At 65.6% G+C, this 25,169-nt stretch carries 25 protein-coding genes; 8 read left to right on the forward strand and 17 right to left on the reverse strand.

The window, feature by feature from the left end:
• Window positions 1-101: 101 nt before the first annotated feature.
• Entirely contained in the window at window positions 102-1,202 is a 1,101-nt protein-coding gene (locus VJ673_RS22645; protein WP_324128441.1) for a TRAP transporter substrate-binding protein, read from the reverse strand.
• A 124-nt stretch (window positions 1,203-1,326) separates the two neighbouring features.
• Window positions 1,327-2,667, reverse strand: coding sequence for a metalloprotease PmbA (gene pmbA, locus VJ673_RS22650; RefSeq protein ID WP_324128442.1), 1,341 nt, complete (start codon window positions 2,665-2,667; stop codon window positions 1,327-1,329).
• Between the two features lie 61 nt (window positions 2,668-2,728).
• On the opposite strand from pmbA, the gene yjgA reads away from it, so the two are divergent.
• Window positions 2,729-3,304, forward strand: a complete 576-nt coding sequence (gene yjgA / locus VJ673_RS22655) for a ribosome biogenesis factor YjgA (RefSeq protein WP_324128471.1) — start codon at window positions 2,729-2,731, stop codon at window positions 3,302-3,304.
• Between the two features lie 16 nt (window positions 3,305-3,320).
• Window positions 3,321-3,911, forward strand: a complete 591-nt coding sequence (gene mog / locus VJ673_RS22660) for a molybdopterin adenylyltransferase (protein WP_324128443.1) — start codon at window positions 3,321-3,323, stop codon at window positions 3,909-3,911.
• 172 nt (window positions 3,912-4,083) lie between these two features.
• On the opposite strand, the gene msrQ is transcribed toward mog, so the two are convergent.
• From msrQ to VJ673_RS22685, 5 genes are all read right to left on the reverse strand, one after another.
• A complete protein-coding gene (gene msrQ, locus VJ673_RS22665) occupies window positions 4,084-4,773 on the reverse strand; it encodes a protein-methionine-sulfoxide reductase heme-binding subunit MsrQ (RefSeq protein WP_324128444.1) in 690 nt (229 codons plus the stop codon).
• Between the two features lie 17 nt (window positions 4,774-4,790).
• A complete protein-coding gene (gene msrP, locus VJ673_RS22670) occupies window positions 4,791-5,732 on the reverse strand; it encodes a protein-methionine-sulfoxide reductase catalytic subunit MsrP (protein ID WP_324128445.1) in 942 nt (313 codons plus the stop codon).
• A gap of 85 nt (window positions 5,733-5,817) precedes the next feature.
• Window positions 5,818-6,585 (reverse strand): anti-sigma factor family protein, encoded by a 768-nt coding sequence (locus VJ673_RS22675; RefSeq protein ID WP_324128446.1) that lies wholly within the window; start codon window positions 6,583-6,585, stop codon window positions 5,818-5,820.
• Window positions 6,586-6,587: 2 nt separating this feature from the next.
• Entirely contained in the window at window positions 6,588-7,088 is a 501-nt protein-coding gene (locus VJ673_RS22680) for a sigma-70 family RNA polymerase sigma factor (RefSeq protein WP_324128447.1), read from the reverse strand.
• 24 nt (window positions 7,089-7,112) lie between these two features.
• Entirely contained in the window at window positions 7,113-7,514 is a 402-nt protein-coding gene (locus VJ673_RS22685; protein WP_324128448.1) for a COG4315 family predicted lipoprotein, read from the reverse strand.
• A gap of 164 nt (window positions 7,515-7,678) precedes the next feature.
• On the opposite strand from VJ673_RS22685, the gene aroG reads away from it, so the two are divergent.
• On the forward strand, window positions 7,679-8,764 hold the full coding sequence (gene aroG / locus VJ673_RS22690; protein WP_324128449.1) for a 3-deoxy-7-phosphoheptulonate synthase AroG: 1,086 nt from the start codon (window positions 7,679-7,681) through the stop codon (window positions 8,762-8,764).
• A 51-nt stretch (window positions 8,765-8,815) separates the two neighbouring features.
• On the opposite strand, the gene VJ673_RS22695 is transcribed toward aroG, so the two are convergent.
• Complete coding sequence (locus VJ673_RS22695) at window positions 8,816-9,895, reverse strand: cache domain-containing protein (RefSeq protein ID WP_324128450.1); 1,080 nt, start codon at window positions 9,893-9,895, stop codon at window positions 8,816-8,818.
• A gap of 7 nt (window positions 9,896-9,902) precedes the next feature.
• A complete protein-coding gene (locus VJ673_RS22700; protein ID WP_324128451.1) occupies window positions 9,903-10,454 on the reverse strand; it encodes a cob(I)yrinic acid a,c-diamide adenosyltransferase in 552 nt (183 codons plus the stop codon).
• Window positions 10,455-10,606: 152 nt separating this feature from the next.
• Here VJ673_RS22700 and alaS point away from each other — a divergent pair, with 152 nt between their 5' ends.
• Both alaS and VJ673_RS22710 read left to right on the forward strand, forming a co-directional pair.
• On the forward strand, window positions 10,607-13,225 hold the full coding sequence (gene alaS / locus VJ673_RS22705; protein WP_324128452.1) for an alanine--tRNA ligase: 2,619 nt from the start codon (window positions 10,607-10,609) through the stop codon (window positions 13,223-13,225).
• Between the two features lie 147 nt (window positions 13,226-13,372).
• The gene (locus VJ673_RS22710; protein WP_324128453.1) at window positions 13,373-15,916 is read left to right on the forward strand and encodes a putative bifunctional diguanylate cyclase/phosphodiesterase; all 2,544 of its coding nucleotides are present in this window, start codon (window positions 13,373-13,375) and stop codon (window positions 15,914-15,916) included.
• Between the two features lie 42 nt (window positions 15,917-15,958).
• Here VJ673_RS22710 and VJ673_RS22715 read toward each other — a convergent pair whose 3' ends face one another.
• The 4 genes from VJ673_RS22715 to VJ673_RS22730 all read right to left on the reverse strand — a co-directional run bounded on the left by VJ673_RS22715 (window position 15,959) and on the right by VJ673_RS22730 (window position 19,148).
• On the reverse strand, window positions 15,959-17,350 hold the full coding sequence (locus tag VJ673_RS22715) for a phosphomannomutase/phosphoglucomutase (protein ID WP_324128454.1): 1,392 nt from the start codon (window positions 17,348-17,350) through the stop codon (window positions 15,959-15,961).
• A 129-nt stretch (window positions 17,351-17,479) separates the two neighbouring features.
• Entirely contained in the window at window positions 17,480-17,911 is a 432-nt protein-coding gene (locus tag VJ673_RS22720; RefSeq protein ID WP_324128455.1) for a YybH family protein, read from the reverse strand.
• 102 nt (window positions 17,912-18,013) lie between these two features.
• The gene (locus VJ673_RS22725) at window positions 18,014-18,214 is read right to left on the reverse strand and encodes a zinc-finger domain-containing protein (protein WP_324128456.1); all 201 of its coding nucleotides are present in this window, start codon (window positions 18,212-18,214) and stop codon (window positions 18,014-18,016) included.
• 13 nt (window positions 18,215-18,227) lie between these two features.
• On the reverse strand, window positions 18,228-19,148 hold the full coding sequence (locus VJ673_RS22730) for a branched-chain amino acid transaminase (RefSeq protein ID WP_324128457.1): 921 nt from the start codon (window positions 19,146-19,148) through the stop codon (window positions 18,228-18,230).
• A 199-nt stretch (window positions 19,149-19,347) separates the two neighbouring features.
• Between VJ673_RS22730 and VJ673_RS22735 the strand changes: the two genes are divergently transcribed.
• From VJ673_RS22735 to mnmA, 3 genes are all read left to right on the forward strand, one after another.
• A complete protein-coding gene (locus VJ673_RS22735; RefSeq protein ID WP_324128458.1) occupies window positions 19,348-19,803 on the forward strand; it encodes an NUDIX hydrolase in 456 nt (151 codons plus the stop codon).
• A 155-nt stretch (window positions 19,804-19,958) separates the two neighbouring features.
• The gene (locus VJ673_RS22740) at window positions 19,959-20,507 is read left to right on the forward strand and encodes a hypothetical protein (protein ID WP_324128459.1); all 549 of its coding nucleotides are present in this window, start codon (window positions 19,959-19,961) and stop codon (window positions 20,505-20,507) included.
• 16 nt (window positions 20,508-20,523) lie between these two features.
• Window positions 20,524-21,621, forward strand: coding sequence for a tRNA 2-thiouridine(34) synthase MnmA (gene mnmA, locus VJ673_RS22745; RefSeq protein WP_324128472.1), 1,098 nt, complete (start codon window positions 20,524-20,526; stop codon window positions 21,619-21,621).
• Between the two features lies 1 nt (window position 21,622).
• Here the strand turns inward: mnmA and VJ673_RS22750 are convergent, their stop codons facing one another.
• The 4 genes from VJ673_RS22750 to VJ673_RS22765 all read right to left on the reverse strand — a co-directional run bounded on the left by VJ673_RS22750 (window position 21,623) and on the right by VJ673_RS22765 (window position 25,079).
• The gene (locus tag VJ673_RS22750) at window positions 21,623-21,808 is read right to left on the reverse strand and encodes a hypothetical protein (protein ID WP_324128460.1); all 186 of its coding nucleotides are present in this window, start codon (window positions 21,806-21,808) and stop codon (window positions 21,623-21,625) included.
• Between the two features lie 37 nt (window positions 21,809-21,845).
• Complete coding sequence (locus VJ673_RS22755) at window positions 21,846-22,787, reverse strand: hypothetical protein (RefSeq protein WP_324128461.1); 942 nt, start codon at window positions 22,785-22,787, stop codon at window positions 21,846-21,848.
• 242 nt (window positions 22,788-23,029) lie between these two features.
• Window positions 23,030-23,482, reverse strand: coding sequence for a SixA phosphatase family protein (locus VJ673_RS22760; RefSeq protein WP_324128462.1), 453 nt, complete (start codon window positions 23,480-23,482; stop codon window positions 23,030-23,032).
• 79 nt (window positions 23,483-23,561) lie between these two features.
• Complete coding sequence (locus VJ673_RS22765; protein ID WP_324128463.1) at window positions 23,562-25,079, reverse strand: CYTH and CHAD domain-containing protein; 1,518 nt, start codon at window positions 25,077-25,079, stop codon at window positions 23,562-23,564.
• Window positions 25,080-25,169: the final 90 nt, after the last annotated feature.

Below are 25,169 nucleotides of genomic sequence, written 5' to 3' on the forward strand. Positions count from 1 at the left end.
CTTTTTTTCGACCGTGGTCTCTAGGGGCGCTCGGAGTCACGGACCAACAAAAATCCCTGCGTGCCTGGTGGCGACGCAGGGATTGGCAGGGGGGCGGGCGCTTACTTCTTGGCGGTGGCGGCGCGAGTTGCCTGCATGAAGTTGTCGAAGCGATTTTCGGCGACGGCGAACCACTGCAGCTGGTCGTCACGGAATTTCTTCCAGTGGTCGTAGATCTTCTTGAACTTCGGATTCTTCGCGGCGATTTCGTCGTAAAGATCGTGTGCAGCCTTGTAGCAGGCAGCCATGACCTCGTTTGGGAAGGGGCGCAACTGGGTGCCGGAGCCGACGAGTTGCTTCAAGGCGATCGGGTTCTTGACGTCGTAGCGAGCCTGCATCACGACGTGTGCATGCGAGCAGGCGTCCTCGAGGATGGCCTGATATTCCTTCGGCAGGCTTGCCCACTGCTTGATGTTTACGTAGGCCGACACCTGCGGGCCGCCTTCCCACCAGCCCGGGTAGTAGTAGTACTTGGCGACCTTGTTCAGGCCGAGTTTTTGGTCGTCGTAGGGGCCGACGAACTCCGCTGCGTCGATCGTGCCCTTCTCGAGCGCCGGATAGATGTCGCCGCCGGGAATCTGCTGCGGCACGACGCCGAGCTTGGCGAGCACTTGGCCGGCGAGACCGCCGACGCGGAACTTCAGGCCTTCGAGATCCTTGACGGTCTTGATCTCCTTGCGGAACCAGCCGCCCATCTGTGCGCCGGTGTTGCCGCAGGGCATGTTGTAGATGTTGTAGTCCTTGAAGAACTCGCGCAACAGATCGATGCCGCCGCCTTCGTAGGTCCACGCGGTCTGCTGGCGGCTGTTGAGGCCGAAGGGGATGGCGCAGTCCAACGCAAAGGTGGGGTCCTTGCCGACGAAGTAGTACGAGGTCGAGTGGCCCATTTCGACGGTGCCGTCCTTGACGGCATCGAGGACGCCCGCGGTGGGAACCAGTTCGCCCGCCCCGAAAACCTGAATCTGGAACTTGCCTCCGGTCGCTTCGGCGACGCGCTTCGAGACGATCTCGGCGGCGGCGTAAATGGTGTCGAGGCTCTTCGGGAAAGCGGACGCCAGGCGCCATTTGATCGACGGGAGTTCGGCCGCGCGAGCCGACGTGGCTACTCCTGCGCCCGCGGCGAGGCCGACGCCTGCCTTCTTCAGAAACGAACGACGCTCCATATTCTCCTCCTCGTGTGGTTTGACGGATTTGTTTACAAGGCCGCGGAACGATAGCCGAGCGTAAGCGCGACGAGCTATTGGGGTTTTCCCATCGCGCAAAATCGCTCGCGGAGCGCGCCGAGCCTCAGTTTCCAGCGATCTTCATGCGTTCGATCAGCAGCGAACCACAGTGTTTCGCGCCGCGCGGCAGGGCGTCGTTGCCGATCGCGACGATGCTGCGGAACATGTCGCGCAGATTGCCGGCGATGGTGATTTCCTCGACCGGATGCTTGATCTTGCCCTTTTCGACCCAGAAACCCGCCGCGCCGCGCGAGTAGTCGCCGGTGACGTAGTTCACGCCGTGGCCGAGGAGTTCGGTCACGACGAGGCCGCGATCCATGTGCTTGATGAGCGCCGCGAAGTCCATGTCTCCGCTGCGCACGATCAGGTTGTGCGATCCGCCGGCGTTGCCGGTGGTCTGCATGCCGAGCTTGCGCGCCGAGTAGGTCGACAGGAAGTAGCCTTGCAGCACGCCATCGACGACCACGTCCCGATCCTGGGTGGCGACGCCGTCGCTGTCGAAGGGGGAGGAGCCGAAGGCCTTGGCGACGTGGGGGCGCTCGGCGATGTTGACGATCGGCGAGAACACCGGCTGGCCGAGGCTGTCGAGGAGGAAGGAGGATTTTCGGTACAGCGAGCCGCCGCTCGTGGCGTGGACGAAATTGCCGATGAGGGCGACGGCGAGCGGGGCTTCGAAGAGCACCGGCGCTTCGCAGGTCTTGATCTTGCGCGCGCCGAGACGGGCCAGTGCCCGTTCGGCCGCGCGCTGCCCGACGGCGTCGGCGGCCATCAGTTCAGCGGCGTCGCGGCGGCTGTCGTACCAGTATTCGCGCTGCATGCCGTCGCCTTCGCCGGCGATGACCGAGCATGAGACGCTGTGGCGCGAGCTGGCGTAGCCGCCCATGAAGCCGGCGCTGTTGGCGGAGACGAAGTGGGACTCCTGGGTCGAGACGCTCGCGCCTTCGGAGTTCGTGATCTTGGGACTGACGGCGAAGGCGGCCTCCTCGCACCGGCGGGCGGTGATGATGGAGTCTTCGACGCTCGGGCGCCAGGGGTGGTAGAGGTCGAGGTCCGGGCAGTCGCGCGCCATCAGCGCGGCGTCGGCGAGTCCCGCGCAGGGGTCGGGGGCGGTGAAGCGGGCGATCGACAAGGCTGCGTCGACGGTCGCTTCGAGCGCCGCGCGGGTGAAGTCGGAGGTGCTGGCATGGCCGCGCTGCTGGCCCAGATAGACGGTGACGCCGATGCCTTTGTCGCGGTTGTATTCGATAGTATCGACTTCGCCCTTGCGCACAGTCGCGGAGTGGCCGAAGCCCTCGGAGACGTCGGTTTCGCACGCGGTGGCACCGCGCTGGCGGGCATAGTCGAGGATGTTGCCGGCCATATCCTGCAGCTGGCTGGCGGAGAAGGAGAAGCCTTGATCGGACATGGGCGGGAGACCGGTTAGCAAAGGCTATAATCTTACCCCGTTCCTTCCGACTGTACTTTTGATGATCCACGACGACCATGACAAAACGTATCCGGGCGATGACGCCGGTACGGAGCCGCCCAGCAAGAGCCAGCGCAAGCGCGACATGCATGCGTTGCAGGATCTGGGCGAACAGCTGGTGGCCTTGTCGCTGGACCAGCTGAAGAAGGTGCCGATGCCGGAGTCGCTCGCGGATGCGGTGCGCGAGGCGAAGCGCATGACGAAGCACGAGGCGCGGCGGCGGCAGATGCAATATGTCGGCAAGCTGATGCGCAACGTCGATCCGGAACCGATCATCGCGCAGTTGGATGTCTTCAATGGCGTGTCGAAGGCTGAGATCGCGCGCCAGCATCGTCTCGAGAAGTTGCGTGTGGATCTGATCGAGGACGAGAAGACGCTGCAGGCGATCGGCGAGCTGTGGCCGGAGGCCGATTTCCAGCAGTTGCGCACGCTGCGGCGCAACGCCTTGAAGGAGCGCGAGCAGAGCAAGCCGCCGCGCGCGTTCCGCGAGATCTTCCGTGTGTTGCGCGATCTGGATGCCGGGGCTGCCGGCGGGGCCGATGCGGGCGATGCGGCGGACGACGAACCCGAAGATTGAGTGACAGGAAAGCCCCATGAGCGACGACATTACGATTGGCCTCGTTTCGATCAGCGACCGTGCTTCGGACGGGACGTATGAAGACCAGGGGATCCCTGCTCTGCGCGACTGGCTGGGGCGTGCGCTGACGACGCCGTGGCGCGCCGAGACGCGCTTGATTCCGGACGAGCGTCCGTTGATCGAGCGGACGCTGATCGATCTGGTGGATACGGCGGGTTGTTCGCTGATCCTAACGACGGGCGGTACGGGGCCGGCGCCGCGCGATGTGACGCCTGAGGCGACGCTGGCGGTGGGCGAGAAGGAGATGCCCGGCTTCGGCGAGGAGATGCGCCGGATCAGCCTGAATTTCGTGCCGACGGCGATTCTGTCGCGTCAGGTGGCGGTGATTCGCGGCAAGTGCCTGATCGTGAATCTGCCGGGGCAGCCGAAGTCGATTCGCGAGACGCTCGAAGGGCTGCGTGGGGCTGATGGCTCGGTGAGTCATGTCGGGATCTTTGCCGCGATTCCTTACTGCATCGATCTCATTGGCGGGCCTTATGTCGAGACCGACGAGGCGGTGATCAAGGCTTTTCGGCCTAAGAACGCGATTCGGCCGAAGCAGGGCTGAGGTTTGGGGGTTGGCGTGAGGGGCTTCGAGCCGCCTCCGCCGTGCCGCATTTCGCGCTTCGTTGGCGCAAGCGGACGCCTCAGCACGAAACACGGCACGGCGGAGGCTAGGGGGTCCGAGCTATTTACTTCGCGACTTCGACGGCGCCCCTGTCGGTGGTTTCCTGTGCACGTCAGGTTTGTCGCGGCGCTTTGACGACTAGCGGGATGACTTTCCCGCGTGGGGGAGAAGGGGGCGCCGCGGCCGCGAGTTGCCGCCGGCGTTCCAGTTCGCGCCACCATCCGCGCATCCCGAGCAGGACTGCAAGCAGCACGGCATAGATCGCCGGTTTCAGGATGTCGGCCTTCACGAGCCACCAATAATGGATGACGGCGAGGACGCCGATCGCGTACACCGAGCGGTGCAGGGATTGCCAGCGGCGTCCGCCGAGGCGTCGGATCATCGCGTTGCTCGATGTGACGGCGAGCGGCACGAGGAGCACCAAGGCCGAGAAGCCGACGGTGATGAAGGGGCGCTTCAGGATGTCCTTCGCGATGCCGTGCAGGTCGAAGAACTGGTCGAGCCAGAAATAGGTCGTGGCGTGCAGGCAGGCGTAGAAGAAGGTGAAGAGTCCGAGCATTCTGCGCAGGCGCAGCAGCCAGTTGAGTCCGCTGAAGCGGCGCAGCGGGGTGACGGCGAGCGTGATCAGCAGGAAGCGCAGTGTCCATTCGCCGCTGGCGCGCGTGATGGTTTCGATCGGGTTGGCGCCGAGGGCGTCGTCGAGGCCGCGCTGGATATACAGGGCGAGGGGGATCAGGCACAGCGCGAACAGCACGGCCTTGATGGCGGCGATCTGCGTCGCAGTCGGGGTGCGGAAGTTCATGTCGGGCAAGGGCTGGGTCAGAAGTTGCGGCGCAGGTCCATGCCTTGGTAAAGGCTCGCGACCTGCTCGGCGTAGCCGTTGAACATCGGGGTCGGGCGTTTGCGGAATTCGCCGATGCGGCGCTCGCTCGCTTGGCTCCAGCGCGGGTGGTCGACCTGCGGATTGACGTTCGAGTAGAAGCCATACTCGCTCGGCGCCGCCTTGTTCCAGGCGGTCGGAGGTTCCTTTTCGACGAGGCGGATGGCGACGATCGATTTCGCGCTCTTGAAGCCGTATTTCCACGGCACGATGACGCGGACCGGCGCGCCGTTCTGGTTCGGCAGGACTTCGCCGTAGAGGCCGAGCGTGAGGAGCGTGAGCGGATGCATCGCTTCGTCCAGGCGCAGGCCTTCGGTGTAGGGCCAGTCGAGCACCGGCCGCCGCAACATGATCTTCGGATCGTAGTGGCTGACGAACTGCACGTACTTCGCACTGCCTTGCGGTTCGACCTGTTTGAGGAGCGCCGAGAGCGGGAATCCGAGCCAGGGGATGACCATCGACCAGGCTTCGACGCAGCGCAGCCGGTAGATGCGTTCTTCAAGCGGCGCGAGTTTGATCAGGTCGTCGATGTCGAAGGTGCGCGGTTTGCCGACGAGGCCTTCGACGCGCACAGTCCAGGGACGCACCTGGAGTTTCCCGGCGTTCTCGGCCGGGTCTTCCTTTTCGGTGCCGAATTCGTAGTAGTTGTTGTAGGTCGTCACCGACTTGAAGGGCGTCTGCGCTTCGTCGGTGCTGAGCGGTGAGCGGGCGAGCGGGCCGAGCTTCGTCGCGGCGCGAGCCGAGGGCACGGCGCCTATCCATGCTGCCGCACCGGCGGCGAGCGTCAGGCCGGCGGCTTGCAGGAAGCGGCGTCGGTTGTCGAAGAGGTCTCGGGGGGTGATTTCCGAAGGGGCGGTGTCGTTGGAGGGCAGGATCAGCATGGGGAGCGTTTCGGGAGCGGGCCTTCTGGTTTCGGCTTCGGCAAGGGGGCGGGTCGGAAGTTCCGCGCTCCGGCTGGCTGAGGGATCAGGGCGTGATCTGGTGATGCACCGCGTTTGCGAGCGGCAATAGCGTCTCGCGCTTGAACTGCCCGGACAGCGCATAGGCGAAGCGTCCGTCGGCCCAGTAGAAGACGCCGACGTCGCCTTCCTGCGCATAGCGGAAGGCGGTGGTGTCCGGGCCGTCGTCGCGTATGCTGACGTAGAGCGTCAGCCGTCGTCCGCCGTCGTCTTCGTACATGAATTGGGCGCTGGGGCCTGCGGTATCGGGGAGCAGGCGTCCGCCGAGCAGGGCAAAGCCGTCGGCCGAGAGGTCGGGCACGTGCACGGGGGCGCCGAGCCGCTTCGAGAGCCAGGCGACGAGGTGCTGCTGCTGGTCGGCGCCGACTTCGACGGGGTGGCGCACTTCGGGCGAATACACGGCGTGGGCGACTGCCGCCGTGCGGGGCAGAACGGCGAGCGCGTCCGCGGGCGGTGACGTTTCGCGGCCGAGCCGATAACCCAGTCCGGTGCCGACCACGGTGCCGACGACGACCCAGGCGACGATCGCTGCCGCGCGCAGCATCGGAGGTCGCTCCTTGCGCTCGACCACGGCGCGCAGCCGCGCGGGGATCGGCTCGTCGAGGATAGGGTCGAAGGCGGCGTGCAGGCGTTCGCTGTCGCGGCGCCAGCCGGCGATGCGTTCGGCACGCGCGGGATCTTCGGCGAGCCAGCCTTCCACTTCGGCGCGCCGCGCCGCGTCGAGCCGGCCGTCGGCCCAGGCGTGCAGGTCGTCTTCGCAGATCGGGCGTCGCATCGCTATTTCACCACCTTCAGATAATCCGGCGCCGACTGACCGTCAAGCACCTGGCGTAGGCGTTCGCGGGCTCGCGACAGACGCGACATCACGGTACCGATCGGCGCACCGAGCACCTTCGCCGTCTCCTCGTAGCTCAGGTCCTCAAGTGCCACGAGGAGCAAGACCTCCCGGTGCTCGACCGACAGTTGCTGCAGGGCCCGTTCGAGGTCGCGCATCTCGATGCCATCGAGCTGGCGCCCGCGCACGGCGACTTCCGGGAGGTCTTCCGGCGCACGATAGTCGAGCGCGGCGCCGGCGTGGTACTGATTGACGAAGACGTTGTGCATCATCGTCAGCAGCCATGCACGCAGGTTGCCGGGCCGCCACAGCCGGCCCTTGATCAGCGCGCGTTCGAGCGTGTCCTGGACGAGGTCGTCGGCGCGCGCGGCGTCCGCCGTGAGGGCACGGGCGTAGCGGCGCAGGCGCGGAATCTCGGCCAGCAGGGCGTCGCGCGGGATCATCGTGCGTAGCGTGGGACGTCGGGGTCAGGGCTTCGCAGTGTGCCAGACACCGTTCACGCCTTCACCTGTCGCGTCGCCCGGTTTGCTGTCCTTCGCCCAGAGGTACAGCGGTTTGCCCTTGTAGGCCCACTGATGGCCGCCGTCGTCGCGCGTGACGATTGCCCACTCGCCGCTTGCCTTGTCGGTGGCGGCGGCCATCAGCGGCGGCCAATTCGTCGCGCACGGGCCGTTGCAAGTGCTCTTCGTCGCATCGGCCGGGTCGCGGTCCAGGGTATAGAGCGTCATGCCGGAGGCGTTGGCGAGCACGCTGCCGCGTGCCGTGGCGGGGGCGGGTTGTGTGGAGGCGCTTCCGTAGCCCTGCATGCCGCCGCAGGCGCCGAGGAGGGCGGTGAGGGCGGGGAGGGCGATTTTGACGAGCGTGTTCATGGTCCGACTCCTTGGCTGGAAGGTAATGCATGAACAGCGCGGACACCGCGATTATTCCCGAGTCAGCGTCGATGGAAGGATTCGTCGGCCGCCAAGGCCGCGGCCGAGGCCGAACTTCGGCTAGAATCCAAGACCCGCCAACGTATCCGACCAGAGTTTTCGACATGTCTGCCTCAATGAAGATCCACATCGACGACGTCCGCATCCAGGAAATCAAGGAACTCGTGCCCCCGGCGCACGTGTTGCGTGAGTTTCCGGCCACGGCCCGTGCCGCGGAAGTCGCTTTCGAGACGCGGCAGGCAATTCATCGCATTTTGTTCGGCGCCGACGACCGAATGCTGGTCGTGATCGGGCCATGCTCCATCCATGACCCCGAAGCGGCGCTCGAATACGCGCGCAAGCTCATGGCGGAAGCTGGGCGTTTCCGCGACGACCTTCTGATCGTGATGCGGGTCTATTTCGAAAAGCCGCGCACGACCGTGGGCTGGAAAGGCCTCATCAACGATCCCTATCTCGACAACAGCTTCCGCATCAACGAAGGCGTGCGCCTCGCGCGCAAGCTGCTGTGGGAAATCAACGAACTGGGGCTGCCGGCGGCAACCGAGTTCCTCGACATGATCACGCCGCAGTACATCGCGGACCTCATCTCCTGGGGTGCGATCGGCGCGCGGACGACCGAGAGCCAGGTCCATCGGGAGCTCGCATCAGGGCTGTCCTGTCCGGTCGGCTTCAAGAACGGGACCGACGGCAACATGCGGATCGCGGTCGACGCGATCAAGGCGGCACAGTCGCCGCACCATTTCCTGTCGGTGACCAAGGCCGGGCACTCCGCGATCGTGTCGACGCGCGGCAACGAGGATTGCCACGTGATCCTGCGCGGCGGCAAGGTGCCGAACTACGATGCGGCGAGCGTCGACGCGGCATGCAAGGAACTCGCGGCCTCCGGCGTGCCGGGCAAGGTCATGATCGATTTCTCGCATGCCAACAGCCGTAAGCAGCACCGGCTGCAGATCGACGTCGCGCAGGACGTCGCGCAGCAGGTCGGCGGTGGCGACGACCGCATCTTCGGTGTGATGGTCGAGTCGCACCTCAAGGAAGGGCGCCAGGATCTCGTGCCGGGTCGCGAGCTCGAATACGGCAAAAGCATCACCGATGCCTGCATCGGCTGGGAAGACAGCGTGGCCGTGCTCGAAACCCTGGCCGAAGGTGTGCGCCAGCGGCGCGTTGCGCGGGCGACGAGCTACGAATGATGGGCTGAAACGCAGCCGCAGCGCCCAGGGCGAGCGCGGCTGCAACGCACGTCAGCCTGCCGCCTTGCGCGCCTTTTCTTCCGTCTCGGCGACGGCATTCTGTTCGGCGAAGATGCGGGCAAGCGCACGATTGGTGATCAGCAGGACCGCCGTGCCGAAAACCAGCGCCGCTGCGACGATGATCGCGAGGAAGCGCTGCTGACGGCTTTCCATTGCCGTCAGGTCGTGCGCCATCAGCACGAGTCCGAGCGTGCGGCCGGAGGCGTCGGTCAGCGGCTGAGAGCTGAATTCGATCGAACGGCCGGCGCTGTGCGCGCGATGTCGGCCCTCCAGCGCAGCGCCTCCGCTCTGAAAGCCGGGATGGGCGGCGAGCAGCACGTCGTTTGCATTGCGTGTGCGCCCGGCGACGACCTTGTCGGGAATCAGGTCCCAGTCCCTGAGATGCCCGACCATGTCCATGCCTTCCTCCCATTGGTCCCGGTTCAGGAAGCGCTTGTCGACGAGCAGGAATAGATCGACGCCGGTGAGCTCATGCAATTGCGCGAGCGTGCGGTCGATCTCCATGCCGAGTTCGATGTAGCCGATCCGGTTGCCGACCTCGTCGAGCCAAGGCTCCACGACGCGTAGCGTGAAGACGCCTTTTTGTCCGAGTTCGAGCCCGCTCGCTGCTTTTCCGCTTTGCTCCGCCTGCAGCAGCGTCGTGCGGTCGATCTGGTCGCCGAAGCTTTCCGGGCGCTGCACGCGCAGGAACATCTTCCGGTTCCTGTCGATGAAATAGAAATGCGTGATGCCGTGATCTCGCCGCAAGGCTTCGAAGAGCTCATCGGTGGCGTCGTGCAGCCCTCGTCGTTCGCCGTTGAGGAAGAAGTTGCGGAGATAGGCGTTGCGGATGATGGGCTTGAGGGTCGCGCCGAGCTTGTCCGAATCCCGGCTGATCGCCAGGCCGAAGGCGTCGCGCACCGCGGCGACGTTGCGCTCGCGCTCGGTCTCGAGCGCCTGGTTCTCGCGGAAGTATTCGGCGATCACGACCGTCGTCATCAGGACGGCGATCGCGATCGTCAGCGGCAGCAGCAGCGCCCGCTGGTACTGGGTGCTACGCTGCCGCATCGTCACGGGGCTCGGCTCGAACATGCGGCCGTCAGGCGTTCTTGCCCTTCTGCCACAGCACGTCCCCACGGCCGCCGGCGCGATTGAGGACGCGGCCGAGCACGAAGAGCAGGTCCGACAGGCGGTTCAGATATTGACGGGGGCCATCGTTGACCGCCTCTTCAAGCGCCAATGCGACCAGCGAGCGTTCTGCGCGCCGGCACACGGTGCGCGCGTGATGCGCGAGCGCGGCCGGACGGGTACCGCCGGGCAGGATGAAGTCCTTCAGCGGTTCCAGCGGGTCGTTGAGGCGGTCGAGTTCGGTTTCGAGCTTTTCGACCTGCTTGCCGCTGATCATGCTCAGGCCGGGAATGCACACCTCGCCGCCGAGGTCGAACAGGTCGTGCTGCACATCGGTAAGTAGCGCGCGCACGTCTTCCGGCAGTTCTTCGCACAGCAGCAGCCCGACGATGGCATTCAATTCGTCGACTTCGCCGAGCGAGTGGATGCGCAGGCTGTTCTTCGATACGCGCTTGCCGTCGCCGAGGCCAGTCGTGCCGGCGTCACCGGTGCGGGTGTAGATCTTCGAGAGTCGATGTCCCATGAATCAAGCGTCTCCATGTTGGGGTCCCCCATTATAGGGGGAGGCCGCCTCCGGCCACATCCCGCCGCGCAAAGCGCGATCGGCGGGCGTGATAAACTGCCATATTCACCCGGACGCCGGGTTCCATGACTTCTAGCTCGATCAAACTGCCCATGAAAAGCGCTGAAATTCGCGATAAGTTCCTGAAGTTCTTCGAATCGAAGGGTCACCAGATCGTCGCGTCCAGCTCGCTGGTGCCGCACGAGGACCCGACGCTGCTGTTCACGAACGCGGGGATGAACCAGTTCAAGGACGTCTTCCTCGGCTTCGACAAGCGCCCCTACACACGTGCGACGACCTCGCAGAAGTGCGTGCGCGCGGGCGGCAAGCACAACGACCTCGAGAACGTCGGCTACACGGCGCGCCATCACACCTTCTTCGAGATGCTGGGCAACTTCAGCTTCGGCGACTACTTCAAGCGTGATGCCATCAGCTACGCGTGGGAGCTGCTGACCGACGTCTTCAAGCTGCCGAAGGACAAGCTGTGGGTCACCGTCTATGCGGAAGACGACGAAGCCTACGACATCTGGACGAAGGAAGTCGGCGTGCCCGCCGAGCGTGTGATCCGCATCGGCGACAACAAGGGCGCGCGCTACCTGTCCGACAATTTCTGGATGATGGGCGACACCGGTCCCTGCGGCCCCTGTACCGAGATCTTCTACGACCACGGTCCCGAGATCTGGGGCGGCCCCCCGGGATCGCCGGAGGAAGACGGCGATCGCTACATCGAGATCTGGAACAACGTCTTCATGCAGTTCAACCGCGACGAGAACGGCGTGATGCATCCGCTGCCGAAGCCGAGCGTGGACACCGGCATGGGCCTCGAGCGCGTCTCGGCCGTGCTGCAGCATGTGCATAGCAACTACGAGATCGACCTCTTCCAGAACCTGATCCGTGCGGCGGCGCGCGAAACCAAGTGCGCCGATCTCGACAGCCCGAGCCTGAAGGTGCTCGCGGACCACATCCGCGCCTGCTCCTTCCTGATCGCCGACGGCGTCATCCCGGGCAACGAAGGTCGCGGCTACGTGCTGCGCCGGATCATCCGCCGCGCGATCCGCCACGGCTACAAGCTCGGCGCTCGTGCCGCGTTCTTCCATCGCCTGGTGGCGGACCTCGTTGCCGAGATGGGCGACGCATATCCCGAGCTTCGCGCCGGCCAGTCCCGCATCGTGGAGATCCTGCGCCAGGAAGAGGAGCGATTCTTCGCGACGATCGAAAACGGCATGGCGATCCTCGAAGCCGAGCTGCAGGCGATGAGCGCATCGGGCAATGGCGTCTTCAATGGCGAGACCGCGTTCAAGCTGCATGACACTTACGGCTTCCCGCTCGACCTGACCGCGGATGTCTGCCGCGAGCGCGAAGTAACCGTCGATGCGGCGGCCTTCGATGCGGCGATGGCACGCCAGAAGGAGCAGGCGCGTGCGGCCGGCAAGTTCAAGATGGCGGCGAACCTCGAATATGAAGGCCCGGCGACGACCTTCCACGGCTACGAGAAGCTCGAGGAGCGCGCCAACGTGCTCGCGCTGTACCGCGACGGCGTGACGGTCAATGAACTTCTTGAGGGCGAGATGGGTGTGGTCGTGCTCGACAACACGCCGTTCTACGCCGAGTCCGGCGGTCAGGTCGGCGACCGCGGCGAACTCCGAGGCGCGGGCCTCTTCGAGGTCGAGGACACGCTGAAGATCCAGGCGACGGTGTTCGGCCACCACGGCGTAGTGAAGACCGGCAAGATCGCGGTGGCGCAGCCTGTCGTCGCGCGCGTCGATGCCGTCGCTCGTGGGCGGACCGCGCGCAACCACTCCGTGACTCACTTGATGCACAAGGCGCTGCGGGAAGTGCTCGGCGCCCATGTGCAGCAGAAGGGCTCGCAGGTCGATCCGGAGAAGACGCGCTTCGACTTCTCGCACACCGCGCCGCTGACGGCCGAGGAAATCCGCGAGGTCGAGGAGCTGGTGAACGCGGAGATCCTGGCCAACGCGGCGACCGACGCGCGCATCATGGCGCTCGAGGACGCGCAGAAGACCGGTGCGATGATGCTCTTCGGCGAGAAGTACGGCGAAGAAGTGCGCGTGATGACCATCGGTTCGACCACGGAACTTTGCGGCGGCACGCACGTTGCCCGCACGGGTGATATCGGCCTCTTCAAGATCGTTTCGGAAGGCGGTGTCGCAGCGGGCGTGCGCCGTATCGAGGCGGTGACCGGGGAGGCGGCGCTGCGCTACGCGCAGGAGCAGGAGCGACGCGTGCAGGGCATTTCCGCGCTGCTGAAGGTGCAGCCGGAAGACGTGGCCGAGCGTGTCGCGGGCATCCTCGACAACGTGCGTGCGCTGGAGAAGGAACTGGCGCGCATGAAGTCCAAGCTCGCCGCGAGCCAGGGTGACGATCTCGCCGCGCAGGCGGTCGACGTCAAGGGCTGCAAGGTGCTGGCGGCGACCCTTGACGGCGCCGACGCGGCGACGCTGCGCGAGACGATGGACAAGCTCAAGGACAAGCTGAAGTCCGCCGCGATCGTGCTCGCCACCGTCGCCGACGGGCGCGTGAGCCTGGTGGCCGGCGTGACGCCGGATCTCACGGCTCAGCTCAAGGCGGGCGAACTCGTCAACATGGTCGCCCAGCAGGTGGGTGGCAAGGGCGGTGGCCGGCCCGACATGGCGCAGGCCGGCGGCACACAGCCGGAGAACCTGGCGCAAGCGCTGGCCGCGGTTCCGGCCTGGGTCGAGCAGCGACGCTGAGTCCTCGTCCGTTCCGATGAAGAAGCCGCCTGCGGGCGGCTTTTTGTTTGTCCGGCGTATTACGTTTGTCTGATCCTCGTCATTGTCTGCGGTCCCCTCCGCCGCCGATAATCGTTAATCTGGAAACACATCGTTACGACGTCACTGATGCCCAAACGGCGAACATCGCTGCAGGACTGGTGGTCGGGTTCCTTCGACCGCATCGCGCATTCCTATCTCGTCTGGGCCATGGTGGCCGTCATCGCCGGCTTCTGGCTCTTCAACGTGCGCCAGCTGGTGTTGGAGTACGCCGATCGCGAGGAGAACCTGATCCGCGAGTATCAGGGGCGTCTGCTCGAACGCAAGCGCGAGGACTTCGACGATATCTTCCGCGCCACCTACCAGCACGCACGGACGATTTCGCTGATCCCGGCGATCCGGGCGGTGCCGGGCCGCAACCGGCGCAGTCACCAGGAGCACGTGCTGAACGAAGGGCGGATCTCGGTCGATACCTACGAGACGGCGCGGCAGATCTACGTCAATCTGTCGCGCAACATTCAGGTGTCGGAGGTCTACTACGTACTTGACGGCTTCCGTCCGCAGGACGGGGAAGTACCTTTCCTGATGTTCGATAGGGGAATCAAGAAGAGCGACCCGTTCGGAAACAATGGCTACGCGGCGACCGTGGACTCCCCCGAGGAATACGAGGAGGCCGAGTACGACTATTACCTCAAGCAGATCGAGTGGTTCCGGCAGCGCTACCCGCGCTGGGTGTTCGAGAACAACATCGACGGCATCCCGGCCGTGCTGTCGCCGACGCTGCGCACCTGCGACAACACCCAATACGAGTCGGTGACGGGCGGCGACGTCCGTAACACCCAGGGCCTGCTCTATTCGGTTCCCGTCTACGGGCAGGGCGACGGCCGTCTGAAGGGCGTCATCTCCGCCGTGTTGCGTATCAACGTGCTCGAAGCGGTGCTGATCGGCGTGCCGCACCTGATCGTCACGGAGGGTGATCGAAAGGCGGCCGAACGCGCCGGCTGGGTGATGCCCGAGGAAGCGTCGAACTTCGCGCTCTCCCACGAAGGCTATGGCATCGAAATCTACGATCGCCGCAATCCCTTGTTCGCACATGGGCTCGCGAGCGCGCGCGACAACCTGCCGGGCCGCTGGGCGTCGTCCGAGGTCAGCCTTCGCACCGATGGCGTGATGCGGATCTATCACTACCTGACGCCGGAGCAGCTCGACCAGTTGGCCGAACCGATCCGCGACGAGCGCAACCGGGCAATCTTCGCGCGCGTGGCCTTGCTGGCGGTGCTGATGCTGATCTTCTGGCGGGCCGTGCGCGACCAGCGCCGCCATCACGCCGAACTGGTCCGCCTGGCGCTCTACGACGCCCTGACGATGCTGCCCAATCGCCGCCTCTTCGGGCAGCGCCTCGAACAGGCGGTGGGCCGCGCGCGGCGCTACGGCAGCAAGGTCGGATTGATGTTCCTCGACATCGACAATTTCAGTGTGATCAACAGCACGCTCGGGCACCAGGCGGGGGATGCGTTGCTGGCGGCGGTGGCTGCACGCCTGCGCGACACGCTCCGCGTCAATGACGAAGTCACGGTGCGCGAGGCGATCGAGCACAGGGCGCTCGCGCGCGTCGGTGGCGACGACTTCACGCTGATGTTCGAGGATCTGGAAAAACCCGAGGACGTCGGAATCGTCATCGAACGCATCATGGAGGCCTTCCGCGAACCTCTGGTCTTCGACAACCAGCACGCCGAGGTGTCCTTGAGCGCAGGGCTCGCGGTGTTCCCGGACGACGCCGACGGCACCGAAGAACTGCTCGTGTGCTGCGAGCACGCGCTACGGCATGCGCGCAGCAGCGGCGCCGGCGAGTACCGGATGTTCAGCGACGAGATGCGGCTCAAGGCGGCCCGTCAGAACCTCCTCGTTCGGGAGCTGCGCAACGCGGTGCGCGAGCAGCAGTTTTCGCTCGTCTATCAGCCCAAGCTCGATCTGCGCACGCGTCAGGTCATCTCCTTCGAGGCGCTGCTCCGATGGCAGCACGCCGAACTCGGCTTCGTGTCGCCGGCCGAGTTCGTGCCGCTGCTCGAGCGTAGCGGGCAGATCGTCGAAGTCGGGCGCTGGATTCTCGAAACTGCGTGTGCCCAATTGCTGGCCTGGCAACGCAGCGGGCGGCCTGATCTACGGATGAGCGTGAACGTTTCGGCGCGCCAGCTCCTGCTGTCGGATTTCGTCGGTGCGGTGGCGGAGGTCCTGCGTGGTAGCGGCCTCGAGCCGAAGGCGCTGACGCTGGAGATCACCGAATCGATGGTGATCGACAATCTGTCCGACGGGAGTGGAGCCTTGGAGCGTCTGCGCGCCCTGGGGGTGAAGATTGCGATCGACGATTTCGGCACCGGCTACAGTTCGCTGACCTACCTGCAGAACCTGCCCGTCGACTGCCTGAAGCTCGACAAGTCGATGATCGACACGGTTCTCGAGCAGCGCGGCGCGCATGTCGTGCGCATGACCATCGGTCTGGCGCACGGCCTCGGGCTCGAGGTGGTGGCGGAAGGCGTCGAGGAGCAGGCGCAGATGGAAGCCCTGGTCGGTATGGACTGCGACATCATGCAGGGCTATTACTTCTCGCGTCCGCTCGCCGCGAAGGATGCCGGCGCGCTGCTCGCGCCCGATGCGGCAACCCACGCCGCCTGACGGAGGCCGTTGCAGGACCCCGCCCTGCGGCGGGGCCGACGATCAGAATGGCAGCTTGACGCCGGGCCAGACGCCTTCGATCGCGTGCCGGAAGTCGGCCTGGATACGGGCGATGGCTTCGGCCGTGTCGGCTTCGAAGCGCAGGACGACCACCGGCGTGGTGTTCGAGGGGCGCGCGAGACCGAAACCGTCGGCGTATTCGACGCGCACGCCGTCGAGCGTGATGACTTCGGTCGCACCGTCGAATTTCGCCGATTCCTTCAGGCGACGCACCAGTTCGAAGGGCTCGCCTTCGGCCATCTTGAGGTTCAGTTCCGGCGTACTCACGGCGTCAGGCAGCGCCTTCAGCACGGCGCTCGGGTCGGCGTGGCGCGACAGGATCTCCAGCAGGCGCGCGCCGGCGTATAGGCCATCGTCGAAGCCGTACCAGCGCTCCTTGAAGAACACGTGGCCGCTCATCTCGCCGGCGAGCGGTGCGCCCGTTTCCTTGAGCTTGGCCTTCACGAGCGCGTGCCCGGTGTTCCACATCGTCGGCTTGCCGCCGTTCTCGCGGATCCAGCCGGAGAGATTGCGGGTGCATTTGACGTCGTAGATGATCTCGCCGCCCGGTACGCGCGACAGCACGTCGGCCGCGAAGAGCATCAGCTGGCGATCCGGGTAGATGATCTCGCCGTCCTTCGTGACGACGCCGAGGCGGTCGCCGTCGCCGTCGAAGGCGAGGCCCAGTTCGGCATCGGTTTCCTTCAGGGCGCGGATCACGTCCTGCAGGTTTTCGGGCTTGGACGGATCGGGGTGATGGTTGGGGAAGGTGCCGTCGACGTCGCAGAAGAGCTCGACGAGCTCGCAACCCAGCCGCCGGAAGAGATCCGGGGCGATCGCGCCGGCGACGCCATTGCCGCAGTCGATGACGATCTTCATCGGACGGGCGAGTTTGACGTCGGAAGTGACGCGCTCGATGTAGGCCTGCTCGACGCTCGCGTGGCGCAGTTCGCCGGTGCCGTGGGTGAGCTCGTTTTCGACGATGCGGCGGCGCAGGTCCTGGATCATCGGGCCGTAAAGGGTCTGACCGCCCAGCACCATCTTGAGGCCGTTGTAGTCAGGGGGGTTGTGGCTGCCGGTGACGCTGACGCAGGAGTCGGTACCCGTGTCATAGGCGGCGAAATAGGTCAGCGGGGTCGGGACGCAGCCGATATCGACGACATCGACGCCCGCGGCGCGGATGCCGTCCGCGAGGGCTCCGGCGAGTTCCGGGCCGGAGAGGCGGCCGTCGCGGCCGACCGTGATCGCGCGCTGGCCGCGTGCGACCGCTTCGGAGCCGAGTGCGTGGCCGATCGCGCGGACTGCGTCGGCGGTGAGGGTCTTGTCGACGATCCCGCGGATGTCGTATGCCTTGAAGATTTCGGGTGCGGGAGCGGCGTAGTGCGTCGAAGTCATGGGCTATCCAGGTATTTCGAGTGAAGAGCGCGGCATCGCGCGAGTGCGTGAAACGGCGGGATTATCTCAGATGCGTGGGCCCGGGGCGCGCCCTGTTGCATCCGGACACTTCGCGCGCGGACGGGTTCGTCAATGCACGACGCGCGGCGCGTCGCCGTTTGCGGTGCGCTGCACGTCCGGCGTCGGCGATGCCTGATGCATGACCATCTTCCAGCCGGAGGCGCCGCGTGCGTAGACGTTGGTCGCGACCATCGGCGGATGCAGTTGGTCGTCGTCCTTCATCGCGACGTGTTCGATGACGTTATGTACGGTCAGCAGCGTGTTGGCGCACGCGACGCAGTGGGAGGTGTGCACCTGCAGGCGCATGCCGCTGGCGAAGATCTGACGCCAGGATTCGCGCACGGCGGCGAGGCCGATGAGGCGCGGGGCGTCGGGATGCACGCAGACCACCTCGTCGTCCTCGGACCATATGGCCATCATGGAATCGAGATCGGCTCGGGCCAGCGCGTCGTAGAAGGCCGCCTCGGCCTCGGCAGCGGATGTGAAGATCGGTTTGCTCACGGCGGAAGGTCGATCCCGGTTTCCTGCTGTTGAAAAGGCATGGGGGCGTTGCCGCCCCCATGGATCATGTTGCCTTTGCTGTCACCGCTCTGCGGTGGCCCCTCAGTGGTGACCTTTGGGGCGCTCGCCGGTGAACACGTACTTCGCGCTGCAGTACGGGCAGACGGTTTCACCTTCGGCCAGCACATCGAGGAACACGCGCGGATGACGTGCCCACAGCGGTGCATTGGGTTGCGGGCAGTACAGCGGCAGGTCGTGAGCCGTGACGGCGATCGGTTGCGATTTGTCCTGGTTTTCAGCCATGGCAGCGGGTTCCTTAGACGTAAGCGAGCCAGTGTTCGTATTCGGGTGCCCGGCCATTGACGACATCGAAGAAGCGGGCCTGGATCTTCTGCGTGATCGGGCCGCGCTTGCCGGCGCCGATGGCACGGTTGTCGAGTTCGCGGATCGGGGTGACTTCGGCGGCGGTGCCGGTGAAGAAGGCTTCGTCGGCGATGTAGATGTCGTCGCGGGTGAGGCGCTTCGACTGTACTTCGAGGCCGAACTCGCGCGCGATGGTGATCACCGAGTCACGGGTGATGCCGGTCAGCGCCGAGGCGATCTCGGGTTCGTAGATCTTCCCGTCCTTGATCACGAAGAGGTTCTCGCCGGCGCCTTCCGCGACGAAGCCCTGCGTGTCGAGGAGCAGCGCTTCATCGTAGCCGTCTTGCGTCGCTTCGAGGTTCGCGAGGATCGAGTTGGCGTAAGTGCTGGCGACCTTCGCGCGCGGCATGGTGGCGTTGACGTGGTGACGGGAGAAGGACGAGGTCTTCACGCGGATGCCTTTCTCGAGGCCTTCCTCGCCGAGGTAGGCGCCCCACGGCCAGGCGGCGATCGCCACGTGCACGGTCGAGCCGCGCGTCGAGATGCCCATCTTTTCCGAGCCGTAGAAGGCGAGCGGGCGCAGGTAGCAGGATTCGAGCTTGTTCGCGCGCACGACTTCCTTTTGCGCTTCCATGAGGTCTTCCTTGGAATAAGGAATGTCCATCATGTAGATCTTGGCGGAATTCAGCAGGCGCTGGGTGTGTTCGGCGAGCCGGAAGATCGCGGTGCCCTTGGCCGTCTTGTACGCGCGCACGCCCTCGAATACGGACAGGCCGTAGTGCAGGGAGTGGGTCAGGACGTGGGTCGTGGCTTCGCGCCAGGGCACGAGCTTGCCGTCCTGCCAGATGAAACCGTCGCGGTCAGCCATGGACATATAGGGGTTCTCCGGCGGATGTGAGGAATTCGGGCCTTGCAGGGGTCCGAAACAAACCGTGAATTCTAGCGCAAGGCGGAAGGTTTGCGGCGTCCGGGATGGGGCTCGGTTGCCTGTGTCGAGAGGCTCCGATGTCCGGTACGGCGGAAACAGCGTCGGTCGCGTTAAAATGCGCCGTTTCTGGGCAGGCGGACCGGGTATGGAGAGAAGCTGGAAACCCAATGTGACCGTGGCGTCGGTGATCGAGCGCGACGGGCGCTTTCTGATGGTCGAGGAACATACTGCCGACGGGCTGCGTTTCAACCAGCCCGCGGGCCACGTCGAGTTCGGCGAGTCGCTCGTCGATGCGGCAACCCGCGAGACGCTGGAGGAGACGGCTCACGGTTTCGTGCCCGAATACCTGGTCGGGATTTACCAGTGGACGGTGCCCGCCAGCAATCTGACCTATCTGCGCTTCGCTTTCGGCGGCGCGGTCGGCGACGAGCAGCCCGGACGTACGCTCGATGAAGGCATCGTGCGCGCCGTCTGGCTTACGCCGGAGGAGTTGCGGGCGTGCCGCGAACGGCATCGCAGCCCGCTGGTCCTGCAGGTGGTCGAGGACTGGATCGCGGGGCGGCGCTACGGGCTCGAGCTGATCCGCCATCATCCGGTCTGAGCGGGATGATGAGCCCGCGCGCCGTTTTCGTCGCGTGCGCCCTCGGATGGGGGCTCGCAGCGCATGCAGCCGCAGAGCTCGAGGTGTGTTTCAACTACGGCTGTGTGACGTCCGGGTTCGTGAGCCTCGCGGAGGATCGCCTCGCGACGGTACGTATGGAAATCGAGCAGGCGAATGACGCCGCTTCCGAGCGCGTGGCGATCGCAGGGGCAATCGGAAAGCTGTACGGGCTTGCCGGGGAGCAGACGCCGATCGCCGCGGACCGTCGCGGTAATTTTCTGGACGACGGGGTCGAGGGGCGGATGGATTGCATCGATCACTCGACCAACACGACGCGCTTCCTGGAGATGATGTCCGCCCGCGGCTGGCTGCATTTTCACCGGGTGCTGGAGCCGGAAAGGCGGCATTTCGCGATCTTCCAGCATTTTTCGGCGGTCATCGAGGAACTGGAACCGCCGGCGCCGGAGCGGTTGCCCGATGCGCCGGCCCTGGTGCCCGATTACGTCGCGCCCATGTTGGCGATGTGCGATTGCACCGAGGTGCTCGCGGACATCGTCGTGCCGGCACCCGTGGTGGAGGTGCGTCCGACTGGGCATCCGGGGGCGCGCTTTGCGGTCGATAGCTGGTTCGTGGATCATGGCGATCCTGCGGTGGTGCTGCCGCTGGATCAATGGCTGAGTGGAGAAGGACCGAATGTCCAGTAATACCGATCCCAACGGAATGAAGGTGGTCGTCGGCATGTCCGGCGGCGTCGACTCGTCGGTGACGGCGCTGTTGCTCAAGCGGCAGGGCTATCAGGTGACGGGCCTGTTCATGAAGAACTGGGAGGACGATGACGACGACGAGTACTGCTCGACGCGTCAGGATCTCGTCGACGTCGCGTCGGTGTGCGACGTGATCGGGATCGACCTGGAGGTCGTGAACTTCTCCGCCGAGTACAAGGATCGCGTCTTCGCCGACTTCCTGCGCGAGTACGAGGCCGGCCGCACGCCGAACCCGGACATCCTGTGCAATTCCGAGATCAAGTTCCGCTGCTTCCTCGACCATGCGATGCAGCTCGGTGCGGACAAGATCGCGACCGGGCACTACGCTGGCGTGCGTGAGTGGGTGAACGACGGGCGCACCGAGTACCAGTTGCTGAAGGCCGAGGACGGCACCAAGGACCAGAGCTACTTCCTGTATCGCCTGACGCAGGCGCAGCTTGCGAAGACGCTGTTCCCGCTCGGCGGCCTCTACAAGCGCGAAGTGCGCAGGATCGCCGCGGAGGCGGGGCTACATGTCGCCGCGAAGAAGGATTCGACCGGTATCTGTTTCATCGGCGAGCGTCCGTTCCGCGAGTTCCTGATGCGTTATCTGCCGACGAAGCCGGGCGAGATCCGCAACCTTGACGACGGCCGCGTGCTCGGCGAGCACCAGGGCCTGATGTACCACACGATCGGCCAGCGGAAGGGCCTGCACATCGGCGGCATCAAGGGCAACCAGGACGAGGCGGGCGAGCACGACGCGTGGTACGTCGCCGGCAAGGACGTGAAGGCGAACGTGCTCCACGTGGTGCAGGGGCACGACCATCCGGCGCTGCTGCGGAGCACGCTCACGGCGACGGACCTCAACTGGATCGCGGGGCGCGACCCGCACACGCACTGGGTGTACACGGCGAAGCCGCGCTACCGCACGCCGGACATGCCGTGCGAGATCGACGCGCTGGCCGACGGGCGCGCCGAGATTGCGTTCGCGCAGCCGCAGTGGGCGCTGACGCCGGGGCAGAGCGTGGTGGTGTATGAGTCGAAGGTGTGCCTGGGCGGCGGGGTGATCGTCTAAGTCAGACGCTGCCGTCGTTGCCGCTGTCCTCGTTGCGCTTGCCGAGCAGCTTGGCCATCAGCGGGTTGAGCTTGGCGGCGGCGCCGTTCGCATTCGAGTCGCGGCTGAAGCGCGCGGGCGTATCGACGTTCTTCATGCGGCCGCGGATCTTGAGGCCGTTGAGTTTTTCGAGGTCGGTTTTTTTCATCGTGTGTTGCAGGCCCCAGGCGAGGGGCGAACTTCCTTCAACGGGTAGGTGATAGGAGCGGGGCCGGTTGCGAGCGCAGGCGCAGTGTATTGCGATAGCGCTCGCAGCGCTCGACATAAGCGAGCGTGCTCTTCGGCATCGGCACGCGCGCGCGCGTGATGTAGCTGACGAGATCGCGCCCCTGGATGATGAGGTTCATGCCGTCGGCGGCGAGTTGCAGGTCTTCGGGGCTCGTTGCAGAGACCAGGCGTGGCGAGAATGCGGCCAGGTGCTCGGCGGCGACGGCGAAGGTGGCCCACACATCGAAGATCGCCGGGTCGGTGCGCAGGGTTTCGCATTTGACCTTGGCCGCCTCGGTGAAGCGCAGCGTCGGGTCCTCGATGCCTTCGAAGAAATAGGTTCCGCCGAAGGTTTCCACCATCACGGCTGCGATGCGGTCGATGTCGCGCAGCGTCTGCGAGATCTTGATGTAACGGCTGTCGTAGAAGGCTTCGACCGGGATCGAGAAGGCGCGGAAAGGCTCGCCCCAGAGCTCGTCGATGCCTTCCTCGCCGCTGCGATGGCGCACGAGCTTGCCCAGCGTCAGCGCTTCCTGCAGACAGAAACCGCATTCGCGCATCAAGGCGTTGTCGGACTCGATCTCGATGCCCGACTCCTGCAGTTCCATCAGCTTCGTGAAGATGTCGGTCGCGCGGTTGAACAGCGCGCCCGCCAGCATTGCGCCCTTGACGCGCTTGAGTTCGGGGTCGGGCTCGGTGTCGTAGGCGTGGCGGGCTTCCTTGAGCCGCCGGCCCGGGATGTTGATGCCGTGTTCGACGTGGTTGAACAGACGCCGCGTCAGTCCTTCTATCAGCAGGCGTTTCGCGCGCAGCGAGTCCTCGGGGGGCGGGTAGGCCTTGATCCAGTACCCGTCGTAGAAGATTCGTTCGACGCCTTCGATGACGCGCGTGGTGCCATTGGCGGGGACGGTAGCGTTCATTGCACGGATCATTCCGAGGCAATTGGTCGGAGGCGGCGCGGGGAGCGCGGAAGCGCCGCCGTCTGTTCAGGACGCGTGGCGCGCAGCGAGGGTGTCGCAAAGGGGGCAGCCCGGGCGCCTGCGGATTCGTCCTGACTTCTGAGTACAGGCTAATCTTACGGCAAGCATCCCGCTATGGCCCGCGCGGGTTGAAAAAATTTGCGGCCGGGCGACGGGGCTGAGCGGGCGAACGGCGGTGCGGCTCAGACCAGGTCGGGCGGTACGACCGCTCGCAGCACATGCTGCGTCTCGCCGTTGCGAGTACGAGTCGTGAACCACCACAACGCGCCTTTCTTGATCGTCCAGTCGGCTTCCTCGCCGGCTAGCAGCAGTGCCGCCAAGCGGCCCAGCGCCGGTTGATGTCCGACGACGACACAGGGCCGGTCGGCGTCCGGCCAACCGGTCGCGGCCAGCAGCTCGGCGACGCTGCCTTCGGGGCCCAGCGAGGGCACGATTTCGAAGTCGTCGGTGAAGGCGGAGGCCGTCTGGCGTGTGCGCGCCGTCGGGCTCACGAGCACTCGCAGGCGCTTGGGGCGACGCTCCTCGATCCATGCTGCGACATTGCGGGCCTGCCGCTCGCCGCGCTTGGTCAACTCCCGGGTATGGTCGGGCGTGCCGTCGACCGCTTCGGCGTGGCGCCATAGCAACAGATCCATTGCATCCTCCTCTGGACGAAAGCCCGGAAGGCTAGGTGGCGCGCGTTGCGCCACTATTACAGTCGAGGCGCGACCGTTTTCAATCCGCCCATGGTCGTCGACCGCGGAGCAGCCGGCCGAGTGCCCGGACGGCGCGCCGGCTGCGCTTGACGCATTGCGGCCCGTGCCAGCCGCAGACGTAGGCCGCCGCCGCGCGCAGGTCGGCGGATTCGGCCGCCCATGCGGCGAGTCGTGCGCGAGCGATGTCGATGTCATTGACGAAGCCGAGGTCGGCCTGGGCGTGCAGCAGGCTTTGGAGGAAGGCCTCTGTCTGTTTTGAGGGCAGCAGCGGGGCGAAGAACTCGATCGCATAGCGCAGACGCTTGGCGGCGATGCGCAGCGCATGCAGGGTTTCGGGGATGCCGTTGGCGGCCGCAGTATGGCGTCGGCGCGCTTTCTTGCGCAGAGCGTCGAGCTGGATGCGGGCGAAGGTGCCGAGGTCGGCGGCGTCGATCAGGGGATTGCGCGGCAGGTCGAGCAGGGCTGCAGTCAGCTCGAGGAGTTGGCGTCCTTGCCCCGCCAAGTCGATGTTCGCGCGGGTCGCGTCGTAGGCCGCCTTGCGCGCGCCGTGTGCGCGCTCCGCCAACTCGGCGATGGCGACAGCTTCGTCGGGCCTGTACCGGCTGCCGGCGTCGAGAATCGGCAACAGCAGTTCGTCGCACAGTACGTCGAGGTCGCGTGCAGCGCCGAAGGCTGCGGCATTGTCGGCGAGACGTGCGCTCCAGTCTTCGACGAAGGCGGGTGGCAGGGCCGGTGTGAAGAGCCGGATCAGTGAGCGCAGGCGACGCAGCGCGACGCGCAGCTGGTGGGTGTATTCGGGATCGGTGCCGGCCGCCGCCCCGGCGACGTTGCCCTGCCAGTGGCGCAGGCAGGCGAAGGCGAGGGTGCGGAAGGCTTCGACCGGGTCCTGGTCCGCAGCAATGCGGGAGGTTTCGGCGCGTTGCGGCCGCAGGGGGGCATTGAGATGCAGGCGGAAGCCGCGTGCGGCCTTGCTCGAGTCGTCCGGCAGGAGCGGCAGCTCGACGGCGAGCTGGCGGGCGAGGACGAGCAGGTCCTGCGGGCGGCCTTCGACGAGCTCCAGTTCGAGTTCGCAGATCGGCTCGCTGCGCTCCCCGGCGATGATGTCGCCGGTGTCGAGCATCATTAGGATGCGGACGCCGTCGGCCGGCGCATACAGTCGCGTCTCGCGCCGGAAGCGGGTCGAGAAGACGGGGGCGAGGGCGTCGGCCTGGCGCTGAAGGACTTTTCGCACCTTCGGGACGTCGACCGGCGAGAAATCGAAGGCGCCGGTGAAAGGCTGTTCCCACTCGGGGCGTTGCGTGAGCCCGCCCGCGGAGCTTGCTTCGCACTTGATCGTCTGCAGCTGGATGCGGCCCTGGCGGCGCGTGCGAACGGCAATCTTGCGCTCCTTCAGCGCGAGGTCGGGCGTGTCGAAGTAGGTGTTGTCGAGGGTGACGGCGTTGCCCTGCTTTTCGGCCGCGGCAAACAGCGGATGGCGGCGCAGGGCGGGGAGGGCCCGCCGAGGCAGGCTGAGTTTGAGTTCGATTTCCTGGCTCATCGCGGACCTGGGGCTGCGGAACGTCGGGATTGTAATCCCTTGTTTCGCTGCCCGTCATGCTTGCAGCCGGCATCAACCGTCCGCGTCAGG

It is taken from the genome of Aromatoleum sp. (assembly GCF_035254505.1).
Classification (GTDB): domain Bacteria; phylum Pseudomonadota; class Gammaproteobacteria; order Burkholderiales; family Rhodocyclaceae; genus Aromatoleum.